The following is a 15,727-nucleotide window of genomic DNA, read 5'->3' as shown; positions in this document are numbered from 1 at the left end:
TCAAAATCAGGAATCTTTGCTGGGTATCAGGGGAATCTTATCAGCAGGCCACTTCCCATTTACAATCGGATAGGTCACCAGCTTATCCGGATCAATGACAACATGTTTGATACGTTTCCTGTTCCAGGTATACACAATATGTACCAATCCGTCAGCCGTCTGCATGATGGCGGGATAGGAAAACTGTTTTTCAGGTTCATCCAGATAGTCCAGAACCAGCGCCGCTTCCCAATGCTTCCCGTCCCGGCTCACTGCCAGATTAATCACGCCCCGTCCCTTATGTCCCATACCTTCCTGTTCCCGGGTGGAATGATTATAAATCAGCAACTGCCGTCCGTCTTTAAGGGTTACTGCGTCAATGCCGGAATTATTATTGGGAAGACTGGTGAAACCCATTTCTGACCAGTGCAGCCCTTTATCGTCCGACCAGGTCTCGGCAATCCATTCCTGACCCTTATTGGAGGTACGACTGAGCATCTGGATGCGCCCATCAGGATACCTGAGCAATGTCGGCTGGATGGCACGAAGTTGTTTGCCATCATTCAATGGTCCGATAAATTGCCAGGTCTTTCCGTTATCCGTGCTGCGTTCCACATGGGCCTGCCAACCGCTGTCTTCCCTACTGGAACCGGACAGGATGGTACCATCGCCAAGCTGGATGGGTTTGTTTTTTACCGGGCCCAGCAGGGGACCTTCAAATTTGGTAGCAGCCAACCAGCTGTGTCCGTTATCTGTGGAGGTTTTATATTCTCCCCACCAGGCAGCCGGGCTGGGACCTACTTTATAATACAGGTAGAGCGGCCCGTCTTTCGGTTGAAACAATACCGGGTTCCAGGTCGGATATCTTTTCTCCGCCGACTGTACCCCGTCCGCCACTGATACCGGCGGGAGCCATTTGCCCTCCTTTGTTTTACGGGAAAGCCGGATCTCCACATCAGGATGACGTTCATGAGTTCCGCCAAAATAGGTACATAATAACTCGCCATTATCCAGTTCGATTAAACTGGCAGAATGGCAGGATGGGAAATCCGCCTGCTGGTACAGAAACTCTTCCAGCAGTATGCCATTACGATGGGCCGGGGATGTTTCATTCTTAGACAGTCGCTGCTGACTGCCACAGGCAAAACCTCCAATAATGAGCAGCCACAGGGCCGAACGGAAAATTTTCAAACACATAATCTAATATTTTTTGAGTCAATGAATCTATTGAATGTTGATTTCAGTCACGGCGGACTGAAGACCGGAAGCCGTAAACTGGATCCGGGCTTTACCGGATTGACGGCCACGAATAATGGTCAGTAACCTTCCTTTATAAACATGATGTTGTGCGTCCTGCATCGGATGAAGATCTGCAGGATAGCCATTATCCATTCCTGCCACACCAGCCGGTCCCGTAATGCGTACCTGCACCAGCGGATCTGCATCCGGCACCAGATTCCCCTGCCGGTCGACGACTTTCAGCTCGATAAAAGCGAGTTCGCCCTGCCGGGAGTTGATGATCGGATTCTCGGTTTCAGCAACCAGCCGATAAGCGGGACCTGCCGTCCGGATCTGCCGTTCCAACACCTTTTTCCCTTTTTTATAGGATACGGCGCTGAGGGTCCCCGGCTGAAAGGGTACCCGCCAGCGGACATGAAAACTGGTATCGGAACGGTGTCGTTTTCCCAGTGACCGGCCGTTTAAAAACAACTCTACTTCGTCGGCCTGACTATAATAGGCACTGACATCTACCAATTGGCCAGCGGTCCAGTTCCAGTGTGGAAACAGGTGTAATACCGGTTGATCTGTCCACTCACTCTGATACATATAGTAGACGTCTTTGGGAAAACCCGACAAATCAACGATGCCATAATAGGAGCTTCTCGCAGGAAAAGGATAAGGTACCGGTTCGCCCAGAAAATCAAATCCGCTCCAGACGAATAGCCCGGCGATATAATCGTATTTTTTGATTTCCCGCCAGTTGGCTTCGTGACTAACGCCCCAATAGGCGGCTACATTATCATAGGCTGATACCGTATAATCAGGATTACCCTGCTGCACATATTTAAAAGCCGAAGACGAAGGCCAGTAACGCATCGAATCTGCCGGCATATCATAATGTCCCCGGCTGGCCAGCCCGGATACGTTTTCAGTTGCAATAATTTTTTCTCCCGGAAATCTGGCGGCCAGGTCTTTATAGGCATCGATCTTATAATTAAATCCGAGCAGATCAAGCGCACCCGACTGATAGATATAATTTTTGGCCGGATCATTTTCGGTTAGGGCTACTGTAACCGGCCGGGTTGTATCCAGGTCCTTGACAATGCGAACCAGCTCACGCGTCCACCGAATGCCGCTGCTGTCAAACTGTTCCCGGATCTCGTTGCCGATACTCCAGGCTATGACGGAAGGGTGATTGCGGTCCCGACGAACCATATGTTCCAGGTCCCGCCGGTGCCAGTCTATAAAGTCAAGGTGATAGTCGAATTTATTTTTTCTTTTGGCCCATTGATCGAAACTTTCGTCCATGACCAAAAAACCCATTTCATCACAAAGATCCAGCAATGCCGCCGCAGGAGGATTATGTGCCATCCGGATGGCATTGACACCCATCTCTTTTAAAATCCTGAGCTGCCGGCGGGCCGCGGACCGGTTAAATGCTGCGCCCAGGGCACCCAGATCATGATGCTGACATACGCCCAGTATCTTCATGGGCTGGCCATTGAGTGAAAATCCTTTTTTGGCATCAAAGTTAAAATACCGGATGCCGAAGGGTGTCCGGACCTCATCTACCAAGCGCCCCTGTTGATACAGACGGGTGAGCAACTGATAGCGGTAAGGATTATTTACTGACCAGAGTTCCGGCCGGCGGACCTCAAGCTCCTGATAAAACTTTCCGTCTTCCGAACGGTAGGCATCCGTTCGGGAAACGGTCTTACCGGCCGCATCGATGATCTTAGATTCGATCCTTAAAGGTCCGGTAGCAGCATGCGCCAGCTCATAAGCAACGGCGACTCGGGCCAGCGCTGTCGATACCTGGGGCGTCGTCACAAATACACCCCATTGACGCAAGGCGGTTTTTCCGGTGCTAATCAGTTTTACGTCCCGGTAAATTCCTGAGCCGGTATACCACCTGGAATTCGGTTGCAGACTATTATCCACCCGCACGGCAATCAGGTTGTTCTGACCAGCGGCAGAAAGCCAGGGAGTCAATTCATATCGAAAGGCCGTATACCCGTAAGGCCATTTACCCAGATAATGTCCATTGATCCAGACTTCACTGTTCTGATAAACGCCATCAAAATCAATATACACCCGGTCCGGGTTGGCTTCGAATGTAAAAGTCTTACGATACCAGCCCACACCTCCGGGAAGTGCGCCGCCTGCATTTCCGGCGGGCCAGGTACTATCAAACTTACCCTCTATGCTCCAGTCATGCGGCAGATTCAGCCGGCGCCATCCGTTATCGTTGAAACCGGGCAGCCGAAAGCTGCTGTCATCCTCCAGTCGAAATTTCCAGTCCCGGTTAAAATCCTGTACCGAACGTTGTGAGATGCCCGTCAGCCAACTCATCAATAGTATCAAAATCAACAATTGCTTCATCTGTTAATTGCTTTCTGTTCCGTTTGTTTATTTATTCAAATTTGACAGCCGGATTCTATTGACCCGCCGGCCCGCTTATCGTAATTTAAAACTGCATCGCACTATGACCCAGGTCCCTGGAAGTCGCTACCGCTATACCCCGGTTATCTTTCTGATCCACCGCACAGTAAAAATGATAGACGATACCTTTATGTTTCAATACAAATGATTTATGTGCATATTTACTATCAAAATTTTCCGATGACCGGATCAGATCCGGTCCCTTCCAGTCCGTCCAGTGAATCAGGTCATAGGAACCCGCAAAGCGATTAAAGGCCGCAGTTTCCCTCCCCTTCCAGAAGGCACCGAAATAAAACATCACCCAGACATTCCCGATTTTCTGAATCTGGGGATCCCCGGTAATTCCGCGGCTATGCTGCAAAATCGGATCTTTCAGATACCGCTTCCAGTGCCGCAGATCATCCGATACCGCTATGCCTATTCTTTCGTACCACCGGGTCGCTTTATTATCTTTCAGGGAATCTCCGACCGCATTATAATACATAATAAATTTATGACCGGTATGGCCGGCTTCATCCCGGATTACATAACTCTTGAACAATTTATGGCGGTTCTCCCACCAGCGGACATCCGGATCTTCAGCGCCCAGTACCGGCGCTTCCAGTCGCTGCCAGCCTCCCGGCCGTACCGGCCGGCGGGAAGTAAATGCCATACCGATGGACAGCGGTTCCGGTTCATAGCCCGTGGAAGATCCTCCGAAATAGCTCATCCAGTATTTGCCGTCATATTTTCCCAGCCGGTATTTTCCGCCCCATTTGGTTTCCACCAGCGCATTGTATCCGGCCTTCTGCCGGCTGTCCCAGCCGGTCGTTGTAAATCCCAGTTGACAGCCAAGTTCTTTCCAGTGTAGCAGGTCCTTGCTGGAGGCCAGCCAGGTTTCATAGCCGGAACCATCAAAAACGATATAGCTCATATACCAGGTACTGCCGAATCGGTAAATCGTGGGGCAATCAATTTTTTTATCCGGTGCTGGCGCTTTCATCACCAAGCCGTATTTATAGGGTGTTTTTACTTCCTGGTATATTTCCTGCATTACCGGTTCAGGTACGCCTGCCGGCTGTGCAACCGCTTCCTGTAAAAAGCCCAGCAACAGCCATCCTGTCAGTAATTTTCTTATCATATTCTTTTAACTTAATACTTTTCTGTCCGGTGACTTCCCTGCCCGTCATCCCTTTTTCATGCGGAGGATAAATTCGTGGGTTCCGGAACCAATCGATTCCGGTGACCGCTGATATTCTTTCGGAAAAAACACACGCCCCCTGGTATTCGGCGGAATGGTGACTTTTAATTTAAACAGCGCGGCTTCCTGTTGCCAGCCTACTTCAATAGGTCCATAGACTGATTGGTAAGCGGCACGGGCCTGATCCAGACCTGCTACCGGTTGTGGCCGGATCTCAATCTCCTTAAAAGCCACGGAACCAGGCGCCTGACCGATACCACAGAGACCGGAGTAAAACCATTCCATCAGATGTCCCAGCATAAAATGATTATTCGATACATTGGGATAGGCCTGCCAGGATTCGGTCAGCGCTGTGGCACCGTGCGCCAGTTGATAGCCATAACCCGGTACATCGGAGCGATTATTCATCGCATAAATAATATCTGACCGACCGGCTTGCTCCAGCGCCCTTAATACGTAACGATAACCAATATCGCCGGCAGTCAGGGCATAGTTCCTATTGCGTATATCCGCAATCAGGTTGTCGAGCACCGCTTCCTTGTACTGCGGCTCGACAAGACCTGTGTACAGCGCGATGGCATTGGCTGTCTGACTGCCCGTAGCATATTGCCGGGTAACCCTGTCGAAATATTTTTTATTGAAGGCTTTTCTAACGGCTGTCCCCAGCAAACGGAACCTGGCCGCATCTGCCTTATGTCCCAGCAAATCGGCCGCCTGCGTCAAAAGGGTGAGGTCATAATAATACATCGCGGTGGCCGTAACGCCCAGGGGCGTCAACTGCGCCACACCTGGCCGGTTGGGGCCGATGTCAAACCAGTCGCCCAGTCCATGGCTAAGCAGATGATCCTTCGACTTCTGTTCCAGGTACATTACATACCCCTTCATCATGGGATAAGCCCCTGCCAGGTATTGCCGATCGCCATACCATAGATACTGGTACCAGGGCAGGATGACGGCGGCACTCCCCCATTCCGGAGACTCGTCAAAAGGGGGTGTAAATACGGTAAACTCCGGAGCGATCTCCGGCATCTTTCCGTCGGCATACTGTGCCTGCTCCATGTCACGGATAACTTTTCGGTTCAATGCCGCCACGTCGAAATTATACTGGACTGAACTACCCATCAAATGTGTCTGTTCCAACCAGCCCAGCTTCTCCCGATGGGGGCAATCTGTAAAGACACTAACCATATTGCTTTTTATCGCCCAAAGAATCAGCTCATTGGTCTGATTGAGCAGGGCATTGGAACTATGAAAATTACCAATCTGGCTGGCCCGGTTACGGATATGAAGTCCCTGTATGGTTTTGAGTTCGGGCAGGTTGTCGGGGTTGTCGGCTCCTTTAGGAACCGCACCGGTCACCTGCAGGTAGCGGAAGCCATAATAACTGAATCGGGGTTGCCAGCTTTCAGTGCCTGTCCCCTTGAGCACATAGGTGTACACATGCAACCCGCCTGTTCCTTTCTGATTGGCACTACCATCTTCGTTCACCAGCTCAGAGGGGATGATACGGATGGTATCGCCCCTGCGACCGCTGACTTCAATAGCAGGGATGCCCGAAAAATTCTGACCCAGGTCGAAAACCCATGAGCCGTCAGCCAGCGGGCGCTGCTGCCGGGGCGCAAAACGCTGCGCAATGATCAGGGCTTCCTGAATCTGAGATTGCAGCAAGGGTGGCCCGGTGGTTTCGAGTGCGGACTTCCAGCCACTGTCATCGAATCCAGGCTGGTCCCAGCCAGTCTGTTCGGCACGGGCATCATAGTCCTCACCTCCGAAAATACTGGAAAACCAGATTGGCGAAGGAGCGGTTTTCCAGGAGCTGTCAGTCACGATTGCAGTCCTGCTGCCATCACTGTATTCCAGAAGGATAGTGGCTTTGAGTTTGGGATAACCATAGGCGCCGGTCATCTTGCGATAGCGTTGTCCGGGAATATAATAAAAGCCATTTCCCAGCATGATGCCTACCACATTCGCGCCGGACCGCAGGTCCTTACTGATATCGAAACTGACATACTGCGCCGCTTTGCTGTATTGTGTCCAACCGGGATCCAGAAAATGATTACTGATTTTTTTACCATTAATATGCAATTCAAAATGACCCAGTCCGGAAACAAAAGCAGTTGCCGATTTGATGCTTTTTTTCAACCCAAAGGATTTACGCAGCAGTGGTAACACATCCGGACGACGGCCCCATGCTTTCTTGCCATTGCCATGAAGCAGGGGCAGGTAAATATTACTGTCCGGAAGGATCTCATAGGCAATCCATCTGGCATCCCGCCAGCCTTCCGGACCCATCAAACCCATCTGCCAACGGGCGATCGGACTATAGTCGGAACGGCGGCCCCGTTGATCCCAAACCATGACTTTCCAGAAATATTTACGTGCAGGTTGCAGTTGCGGACCCTGGTAGGGCACCTGCACCGATGCACTACTGCTGACTTTCCTGGAATCCCAGACATTGGCCCTGCCAGTGCTGAGCAACAGGCTGTCATCCGCCACCAGAATCCGGTAGGCCTGCTGCAGTACATTTTTTTCCCGGGATTGAATTTCCCAGCTCAACATGGGCTTTTCGCTGTCCACCCCTGATGGGTCCACCCGGTAATCACAACGCAGCCGATTCAGCTGCAGGGGCTGCGCACCCGCATTCACTGTCCAAAACAATACGAAAATTACCATCCATTTTGACATCATCTCAATTTTTTCTGTTCACAAACCAGCACTGTTGTTCGCCACATTTTACGAATGCCTGCTACCTGTACGAAAACGGCCAGCTGCTTCCGATTATTGAATATCGATATTCGAAATCATCAATCCTTTCGCATTTTGGGTCCGGACTACGACTTTATAATGTCCGGCATTGACCATACCCGGTGTATGGACGGTGATCAGATTCCATTTACCGGTTCTGGTGAACTTAAACTGTAAGGGTTGCTCCAGCATCTTATTACCTGAAGCATCCAGGAGCAGGATATTACCGCCGATCCCGGCAGCTGCCGCGCTGTGATATTTAAGGGTAATGGCATAAATATCGGCAACGCCCATTTCTACCGGCCAGCTGATCTCGACGGGTCCCGTTACTGTTACCAGGTCCCGTTCCCTTCCGGAAAAAAGTTTTTTGGTCACACCTGCCGTACCGACACTTTTGTCTGCATTATACGTCTTAGACTCTTTCAGATCGTAAGCGGGTTGCATATTGGTCGGGAATCGAAGCGCCACCAGCCACTGCTCCGACTGTGAAAAAATAAAACGGCTGCCCGAATCGAATCGTTTTTTAAGTACCTGATACCACCTGCCACCATTTTCATCTGTCTGTATATAAGTCCCGGTGTTTTCAAATGCACGGAGTTGCGAAGGCACGGGTCCTGAAGAATCAATGGCGATATACAGATCCGCCCCCCAGGGTGTTATAAATTTCAGCCGCCCGGAATTATTCTTAGGTCGCCGCAGCCAGCGTGCGCCGTAAAGATCCGCCGGTAGCTGATGAAAGCGAATTCGGGCGTCTGAAAATACGGTGTCACCAATATCCATCCAATGCCGGACCGCTACTCCGCTGTCCTGTGTGCTGAGATCAACGACATCCACTGACCGGAGCGGTTGCGCGGTCTTTGGATCCTCGCCGGAAATAGCAATGGCACTGATCAGCGCCTGCCCTGCGGCCGTATTCGGGAAATGGATCATCAGCTTACCATTCGTGATCCTTACCGGGATCCGCTTCTTAAGCAGGGTCAGGGAACCGGCTTCTTTCCAGATATCCAGATTTTTAAGAACGGTAACCTCATTAAAAGCCACATCGAAAACCCGGCGTCCACTTCCATCTCTTTCACCGCCGACCCCTATCCAGGGTTCTATAAAATAAAGTTCCACCTGATATTTGCCATTCGGTAATTGAAACAGGTATTTTAAATCCTGTCGGCCATAACGAAACTGCTGCAACAGTTTCCAGTCACGGCTGCCCCTGATCGGTGTAAATACCCGGCGTTGTGAAGCAAATCCACCCGGAAGTTCAGGAAACTGCTGATTCCAGGATGCCGAGAAAATGCTGGTGGGATAAGACTGCGGATCACCGATATCACCAGAATCCGGCAAAGCGATGGAAGCTGGGAATACCTTATCGGCCAGCCAGAGATGACCTTCACTGTCCCGATAATCCGGTCCGCCACAGTTCAGCCGGTACCAATAATAAGCGGTGGATCCAGCCTCCAGGCCTTTGTCACTATTCGTATACAGGCGATTAAAATCGGGTGCCGGCGGCAGGTGCATCAGGGTGAGGGTATCCCGGGCTACCATTTTACCGTTCACATACCCTACCGCGTAAAGCAGGTTGTACCGGATATTTACCTGATCCCATTGAAAATGGGTGCCCTTGCCCTGTTTTTTCCTTTTACCCAGCGAGGTCTGGCCCAGGTCATTGAATAATTCTACTTCTTCACAGTTCGAATACACGATAATACCGTCTTTGATGCCGGGCTGCAGCCAGCGGTTGGGCCAGCTATGGGAAGCAATATAAACCATCGGATCGCGGGAAGCCGGTACATAATTGCTGCGAAACATATAGTACGCATCCGTGGGTTCCTCCCAGGGTGTGAGCATGCCTTTATAATTCACCGGACCGATCCGGTCCAGTTCCCGCAAACCTTCACCCCCCTGCACCCTGCCGGGGTTATCATGGGAGTTCAAGAGCCAGAAAAAATGACCCGCCACACTATCTTTAACGGACTCCGCCAGGCGAACTTTCTGTTCCATCAGCGCTGTAAACCTGTCTTCACTTAAAGGTCCGTCTGCGACAAAGCCGCCTTCGCTATGCAGGTCGATGCTGCGCCAGGCCCCGTATTCACCCACCAGCACCTGCTTTTTCAGGTCCTGTCCATAGGTGGCAGGATCGCCGCCATAAGTGCCGGTCCAGTTCTGGGGAACATCCCAGTCAGTCCCCTGGCCGCCATTACAGGTCGTTACCAGCCGCTGGGTCGATGCGGTGGGATCCAGGCTACGGATCAGTTCGGTACATTCCCGTGCAAAATCTGCCGGGATCTTGCTTTCGTTCTGCAGGCCCCAGAGTATGACGGAAGGATCATTTCTTCTTTCAATCACCCATTCCCGGAGCAGTTGCTTGAAGTTTTCGCGGAAGGCAGGACTGTCGTACCATATATGGGCGGAAAGCTGGGTCCACCAAAGAATACCTTTTTGGTTGAATAATTTACCATACAACAGGTTATGGGGCTGATGGGCATCTCTGAAAGCATTAAATCCTGCAGCCGCTATCCATTGCACCCGCGCCTTTACCTGCTGTTCACTGAAGGCATGGCTGCTGCCCAGCAGGTGCTCATAACCGGCAATGCCATTGATAAATACCGGCTGATCATTGATCAGCAACTGATGAGAAGGGCTGCGCCAGTTCAGGGTCCGGAATCCAAAATCGGTTGTTATCCGATCCAGCACCTGCCGGCCCTGCCGGACCGTAGTGACAATGGTATACAGATAGGGATCTTCCGTAGACCAGCGCCGCGGCGACTCCAGTTCCAGCGGGTCCATGCTTATTTCTGCTTCCACACCCGCTTCCAGCAGGCTGTCTTTATCACGGCTTGCCACCACCCTGCCGCGCTGGTCCAGTAACTGATGGTTCAGGGTAAATTTGCTTTTCTGATGACCGTCGTTCCTCAGCGTCGTCTTTACATGTAGCGCAGTCTGTGCTGCCCCGATCGTTGCCCAGGCATGTACACCGAAAGGTGTGATCCGGAGTTCCCGGGTAATCAGCAGTCGTACCGGCCGGAAAATACCCATGGGTTGGGAGCCTTCACTAAATCCCCTTTCATCACTGCAACCGCCGCATACCCAGGGCAGGTCTTTGATAAAAGGTGGATGCCAGGCACGCACCGCCAGAATATTTTCAGAACCGTCCGTAAGTAGCTGCTCGGTTACGTCGAGGGTAAAACTGGTACGACCGCCGCTATGGCTGCCGACCTGCTTTTCGTTCAGGTACACCGTAGCATAGGATCCTACGCCTTCAAAAAAAAGCAGGAAGCGGTGACCTTTTCTGGTCTGTTTCAGCCTAAAGGTCTTGCGGTACCAGGCATCACCGTGCTTATTGCCGTGCAGGAGGCGGCGGTAACCATAATAATCATCCCAGTTATGAGGCACTTGCACCTGTTTCCATAACCCGTCATCAAATTTCCGGGCGAAGGCAGGTTTGAGCGGCATACTGTCATTGCCGGCCTGACTGCGCCAATCCTTATTCAGATCAATAGTGATCCGCGGAGATTGCGCCGCAGCTGCACCCGTTACCAGTACCAGCAACATCAGCAGAAGCAGCCGACAGGCCGCCATTGGCCGCTGACTCCCGTTATTATAAAAGCTCCAGTGCGCCATTAAAATGATATTCTCCCTGTTTTTTTGTCGGTATTTCAATCTTTTTGTTCCGATAGCGGAGTTGCAGCGGCGCGCCTGCCGTAGAGCGTACCGTCAGGCTGCGTAAGGCACCCTGCGCCCAGCTGAAGTCCAGTTCAAATCCGTCACGTGCCTTCAGTCCCCGAACCGACCCTTCAGACAAAGCCGTCGGCAAGGCAGGCAGCATTTCAATATAACCCGCATGACTCTGCATGAGCATTTCTGCCACGCCGGCCGCCCCCCCGAAATTCCCGTCAATCTGGAAAGGTGGGTGCGCATCAAAAAGGTTGGGGTAACTACCGGCGCTGCGTTCCGCCGGACTCAGCAGCATCCGGATCAGTTGGTAGGTATGATCGCCATCCTTAAACCGGGCCCATAGATTGATTTTCCAGCCAAGACTCCAGCCGGTAGCGGCATCGCCGCGATAGATCAGTGATTGCCGGGCAGCCCGCATCAGTTCGGGCGTCTGTTCCCAATTGATCTCAGCACCGGGATATACCGCCCATAAGTGAGAAACATGGCGGTGTTTATTGGTCGTATCATCTACGTCCTGCATCCATTCCTGCAACTGCCCGTAACGGCCGATAGTATTGGGTGCAATCTGCCGGTATTGTGCCTGCAGCCGTTGACGCAGGAGGCTGTCGGTACCCAGGATACGACTGGCTTCTATGACCGTTTTGAAAAGGTTGCGAATGATTTGATGATCCATGGTCGGGCCGGCTACCAGACCTCCCTGTTCAGGCGAGTTGGAGGGACTGCTGATCAGGTAGCCGGTTTTCGGGTCGCGGATCAGAAATTTATTGAAGAAAAGGGCCGCCTTTTTCATCAGCGGATAAGCGGTATCTTTTAAAAAGGGCAGGCTCCGGCTGTAACGGTAATGTTCCCAGAGATGATCACAGAGCCAGGCACCGCCGGTAACCCAGATGCCGTGATTGGATGCATTGATCGGGGCAGTGCCTCTCCACAGATCGGTATTATGATGCAGGACCCAGCCAGGTGCCCTGTAATATTGTCGGGCGGTTTCATGACCGGTTACGGCGAGTTCCCGGATCATCTGAAACAGGGGTTGCTGCATGTCAGAAAGGTTGAGGATATCTGCCGGCCAGTAATTCATTTCCAGGTTGATATTGGTCGTGTATTTACTGCCCCAGGGTGGGGAGAGCAGGTCGTTCCAGATGCCCTGCAGGTTGGCAGGTCGGGTACCCGGACGGGAACTGCTGATCAGCAGGTAACGACTGTATTGCACATAAAGGGCCAGAAAATCCGGATCGGCATGCCCTGCAAAACGCTTCAGCCGCAGGTCGGTAGGCAATTCCTGCATCTTTTCGGATCCGCCAAATGAGACAGCAAATCTATTGAAGTAGCCCTGGTATTCTTTTTCATGCGCCTGCTGTACCTGGGTCCAGCTTTTATGGGCAATGGCATGCAGTGCATGTAGTCCCAGCGAAGCCGGTTGGGCAGTAATATCTGAATAGTTCTTATAATTGGTATTCGCCGTCAGCCAGAGAACCGCCTGATCTGCTTCCCGGACCCTGATGCTGCCGTTGTCAAATGCCACTTTACCGCCCTGACAGATGATTTTCAGGTAGCTCACGCCTTTCAGTGCGCCGTCCTTTACCTGCACCCGGAGCTCCAGACTGCCATCCTGCAGCTGGCGAACAGCAGAAGCGCGGTGCGGACTACCCAGTGTCGCGGCAAAACTGATCTGCCCTTTCTGATCTGCTGTCAGCCTCAGGCCTATGACCTGATCCGGCGTACTGGCCAGGTACTCCCGGTTATAATGTACTTCCTGATAAGTATAACTGGTGCGGGCAACGGCCCGGCTGATGTCCAGACTTCTGCGATAGTCACGAACCTTTGCCGTATCTATATCAAAATCCAGATACAGATCACCAAAAGGTTGGTAGGAAGCCTGGTAGGCCGCTACGGCCGGAACTTCGTCATTCTGAATCTGGTATTTCCAGTCACCATTCAGCGAAAGCAGCGCTTCCCGATTGCCATCAGCGGGATACAGGCCAATATGCTGACTGGTATCCTTATAACCCAAAATGCCCCCTTTACCAGAGAAATTCAATACAAAAATCGCAATACTGTTGGTGCCCGGGTGCAATGTCGCGGCCGGTACCTTATACAGGCGGTGCTGGTCATTCTGGCCAGTCCCCACCAATTGACCGTTGATATAGGTCCGGTCCAGCTGTGCGATTTTATTCAAATCCAGGATGAGCTCCCTGCCGGCCCAGCTGGCGGGCAGTTCAAAAGAATAACGGAACCACAAGGCCCCGTCCAGACCTTCATAACCCTGTGCTTCCCAACCATCGTAAACAGGCACTTTCAGTGTTTTCCAGCCGGCATCGTTAAATTTGGTTTGGGAAGGATTATCTGCGGACTTCAGTACCGTCATCATTTTATCCACCCAGGCCTGCTGATCACCTGCAACTGATTTGAGGCCCATAAACTCCCTGCCCGCCAGCGCCTCTGCTGCCGCCTGTTGACCGGCAAACAAGAGACTGCGGATGCTGTCCAGGTACTGGTAAGCGCCCTTGCGATTGTAATCCCGGGGATAACCGGTCCAGAGGGTTTCTTCATTAAATTGAATCCGATCCCGCTGCAAACCCCCAAAAACCATGGCGCCCAGCCGGCCATTGCCAATAGGCAGGGCTTCCACCCATTGTCGGGCCGGTTGACGGTACCAAAGCTCCCACTGTTGTGCCGCTGCGGTTCCGGCTGCTGCCAGGGCAACCGTCAGCAGAATAATTTTTATTGAATTGACGAATGGGGACATCCTTATTATGTTAGTTCAGTGAAAAAAATTGATTCGACCGCTTGGGCCATTTGACTGCCGTTACAATCTTTGAATTTCACGGGTATCCACTTCCCTGCCGATCAACACCTGCGGTTCCCCTGAAATCGAAGGGGTTAATTTCAGGTTCCGGCTGCTGTCACCCGTAATTTCCAGGTAAGTTCCCCGGCTGTCTGTCGGCCAGCAATCCTGAACGATGACATCCTTTGTCTGATGCAGGCGCAGCACGGGTCGATCGGTAGCAGGCCGAGGCGCTTCAAAACCATCGATCAGCAGTCCTTCGACCTGCAGGGCCTGCAATGCGATGGCGGTATCTGATTCCACCCGAACCTGACTCAACCGGATGTCCCGGGCATTTTTTATTGTAATGCCTTTTTTTGCCTTAAATACAACATCCGTCAGACTGATGGCTTCGACCGGCATTTCTTCAATTCCATTGATATACATGGCCTCATGCGTATCCGCTGTGATATTGCTAAGACGGATATTGCGAAATTGCGGTGTACGCTCCGATACAGGTTCAGGTACTGATTTGGCATATTCCATGTCCATCACAATCGCCTGATCCCTGATATTGCGCATAATAATATTATCTACCCGTATGTCTTCAACGACACCGCCCCTGCCCCGTACTGTTTTCAACCGGATGCCACGGTCGGTACCGTCGAAAATGCAATTACTGATCGTAATATTGCGGACACCCCCACTCATTTCACTACCGATAACCACGCCACCATGTCCGGCCAGCATGGTACAGTTGGTAATGGTATAATTTTCGGCCGGCCGGTTCTTGGTGCGACCGGGAATATCTTTGCCGGATTTGATGGTAATGCAATCATCCCCTACGCTGATATGGCAATCACTGATATGCACATTGCTGCAACTTTCGGGGTTGATGCCATCAGTATTAGGTGCATTGCGCTGGGGATTGCGAATGGTCAGGCCGTGTACGGTCAGGTTATCACAGAACTGGGGGTTCACCGTCCAGAAAGGAGAATTCTGAATGGTGATTCCTTCAATCAGTATGTTCTTACAATGCATGAACTGTATAAAGGGGGGTCTTAGAAATCCGCGTTTCATTTGCCGGGGGTCATCGGGCAACAGAATGCCCTGGTTCTGCCGGTCAAATTCCTGCTGCCATTTGGAGCGGGGCTGGCCTTCTTTATAACCTTCGACAAAATGCCACCATTTCTCACCATGGCCATCTATCAGTCCCCGGCCGGTAATCGTAATATTTTCCGCACCATTGGCGTAAAACAGCGGTGAAAAACTCCTGACATCCACACCTTCAAAACGGCTTTCTACCATGGGAAGGTAATCGTCAAAATCATCGCTGAAATGCAATTCAGCACCGGCCTCAATCAGAATGGTAATATGACTTTTCAGGTGAATCGGTCCGGTCAGGTATTTCCCTGCTGGAAAATAGACAGTACCACCCCCTGCGGCGGCGGCCGCATCGATGGCTTTTTTGATGGCGGCTGTCGCTTTGGCACTGCTGTCCCTGCGGGCGCCAAATTGGGTTACATCGTAATAGGGGCGCTGCGCCAAGGCGGCGAATCCCAGCGAGATCAGGAAAATCACCAAGGTAAACTGTTTGCGGCTGGTCATGGCGGGTCCAATCGTTTAAGGAGTGAATAAACTGTTTCTTTCGAAGGCAATAAAGGTAGCCGCTGATTATTTAAAATTAATGGGAATATTTATTTTCAATTTGTATTTTCTTACTATTT

The 15,727-nt window shown here is 51.6% G+C and carries 7 protein-coding genes; all 7 read right to left on the bottom strand.

Annotated elements, in window-relative coordinates; genetic code table 11:
• Positions 1-6 precede the first annotated feature (6 nt).
• The 7 genes from ACYVI9_RS12235 to ACYVI9_RS12205 all read right to left on the bottom strand — a co-directional run bounded on the left by ACYVI9_RS12235 (position 7) and on the right by ACYVI9_RS12205 (position 15,608).
• Positions 7-1,176 carry a sialidase family protein gene (locus ACYVI9_RS12235; RefSeq protein WP_460764853.1) on the bottom strand — a complete coding sequence of 390 codons (1,170 nt, stop codon included), beginning with the start codon at positions 1,174-1,176 and terminating at the stop codon, positions 7-9.
• 27 nt (positions 1,177-1,203) lie between these two features.
• Entirely contained in the window at positions 1,204-3,582 is a 2,379-nt protein-coding gene (locus ACYVI9_RS12230; protein ID WP_460764852.1) for a glycoside hydrolase family 2 TIM barrel-domain containing protein, read from the bottom strand.
• 85 nt (positions 3,583-3,667) lie between these two features.
• Positions 3,668-4,762, bottom strand: a complete 1,095-nt coding sequence (locus ACYVI9_RS12225) for a glycoside hydrolase family protein (protein WP_460764851.1) — start codon at positions 4,760-4,762, stop codon at positions 3,668-3,670.
• Positions 4,763-4,807: 45 nt separating this feature from the next.
• Positions 4,808-7,507 carry an alpha-L-rhamnosidase gene (locus ACYVI9_RS12220; RefSeq protein ID WP_460764850.1) on the bottom strand — a complete coding sequence of 900 codons (2,700 nt, stop codon included), beginning with the start codon at positions 7,505-7,507 and terminating at the stop codon, positions 4,808-4,810.
• A 93-nt stretch (positions 7,508-7,600) separates the two neighbouring features.
• Positions 7,601-11,221, bottom strand: a complete 3,621-nt coding sequence (locus tag ACYVI9_RS12215; protein ID WP_460764849.1) for a malectin domain-containing carbohydrate-binding protein — start codon at positions 11,219-11,221, stop codon at positions 7,601-7,603.
• A complete protein-coding gene (locus ACYVI9_RS12210; RefSeq protein ID WP_460764848.1) occupies positions 11,160-13,982 on the bottom strand; it encodes a glycoside hydrolase family 95 protein in 2,823 nt (940 codons plus the stop codon). Before ACYVI9_RS12210 ends, ACYVI9_RS12215 begins: the two co-directional genes overlap by 62 nt.
• A 60-nt stretch (positions 13,983-14,042) precedes the next feature.
• A complete protein-coding gene (locus tag ACYVI9_RS12205) occupies positions 14,043-15,608 on the bottom strand; it encodes a glycoside hydrolase family 28 protein (RefSeq protein WP_460764847.1) in 1,566 nt (521 codons plus the stop codon).
• Positions 15,609-15,727 lie beyond the last annotated feature (119 nt).

This window comes from Niabella terrae (genome assembly GCF_054783135.1).
Note: the sequence above shows the minus strand (reverse complement) of the source record. Positions and strands in the feature narration are given on the sequence as shown.